The following is a 1,361-nucleotide window of genomic DNA, read 5'->3' as shown; positions in this document are numbered from 1 at the left end:
AATTAACGCAGCAGGGACAGCATGGTCTGCGGAACCTGGTTGGCCTGCGCCAGCACGGAAGAACCAGCCTGCTGCAGGATCTGCGCGCGGGACATGTTCGACACTTCGGTCGCATAGTCGGAGTCCTGAATACGGCTGCGGGCAGACGACAGGTTGCTCACGGTGTTGTTCAGGTTAGTGATGGTGGATTCGAAACGGTTCTGGGACGCACCCAGCAGGCTGCGCTGAGAGTCAACAGACTTGATTGCCGCATCGATATCTGCCAGCGGAGTGGTACCGGAAGCAGAACCGCTCGCGCCGCCGGTCACTTTACCGTTCAGAACGTCGAAGCCAACAGCCTGAGTCTGGCGCTGGGTACCGTTAACGGTGTCACCGGAAGCCATGGCTTTGGTGTTCAGTGCAGTACCGGAAGAGCCCGCGGCAGCCAGGTTGTAGCTGTCGCTGGAGCTGATGTCGATACCGATCTTCTCGCCGTCTTTCGCGCCGACCTGGAAGTTATAGGTGCTGGTGCCGGAACCGGTGTTCAGCACTTTGATGCCGTTGAAGTCGGTCTGGTTGGTTACGCGGTTCACTTCTTCCATACGCTGGTTAACTTCAGCCTGGATGGAGTCGATGTCAGACGCGGAGTTGGAGCTGTTCTGTGCCTGAACGGTCAGGTCACGGATACGCTGCAGGTTGTTGTTGATTTCGCCCAGCGCGCCTTCAGCGGTCTGGGAGAGAGAAATACCGTCGTTGGCGTTACGTGCTGCAACGGACAGGCCGTTGATGTTGGACGTAAAGCGGTTGGCGATCGCCTGACCAGCAGCATCATCTTTTGCACTGTTGATACGCAGACCGGAAGAGAGACGCTCAATAGAGGTGCCCAGAGAAGACTGAGATTTAGTCAGGTTGTTCTGAGTCATCAGAGACAGGGTATTGGTATTGATAACAGCCATGATAGTTATCCTTCAGTGAGAAATTTATATTCCGGTAAGCGCCAGCGGCTTCATCACCGTCATAATTGTTATCGACGGGGTCTGCGAACTCTTTAGTGTTTTTTATGTTTTTTGAGCAATTTCTGTCTAAAAAAAACGCAGTTCATAAAATAAAAAAAGCGCCGACAAGCGGCGCTCTTTTGTACAACTTTATTCTGCGAATTAACGCAGCAGGGACAGCATGGTCTGCGGAACCTGGTTGGCCTGCGCCAGCACGGAAGAACCAGCCTGCTGCAGGATCTGCGCGCGGGACATGTTCGACACTTCGGTCGCATAGTCGGAGTCCTGAATACGGCTGCGGGCAGACGACAGGTTGCTCACGGTGTTGTTCAGGTTAGTGATGGTGGATTCGAAACGGTTCTGGGACGCACCCAGCAGGCTGCGCTG

The 1,361-nt window shown here is 54.5% G+C and carries 2 protein-coding genes; both read right to left on the bottom strand.

What is annotated here, in order from left to right; genetic code table 11:
* Positions 1-2 precede the first annotated feature (2 nt).
* Positions 3-935: a flagellin gene (locus tag IAE50_RS25600; RefSeq protein WP_200581686.1), complete on the bottom strand. Its 933-nt coding sequence runs from the start codon at positions 933-935 to the stop codon at positions 3-5.
* Between the two features lie 201 nt (positions 936-1,136).
* On the bottom strand, positions 1,137-1,361 hold a 225-nt coding region (locus IAE50_RS25595; protein ID WP_255563777.1), incomplete at its 5' end, for a flagellin.

The organism is Kosakonia sp. S42 (genome assembly GCF_016624785.1).
Taxonomy (GTDB): domain Bacteria; phylum Pseudomonadota; class Gammaproteobacteria; order Enterobacterales; family Enterobacteriaceae; genus Kosakonia; species Kosakonia cowanii.
The sequence above is the reverse complement of the archived record's forward strand: the minus strand, read 5'-3'. Positions and strand labels throughout refer to the sequence as shown.

Coding starts and splice junctions, on each gene's coding strand:
- IAE50_RS25600 (WP_200581686.1), bottom strand. CDS start 935: ATGGCTGTTATCAATACCAATACCCTGTCTCTGATGACTCAGAACAAC.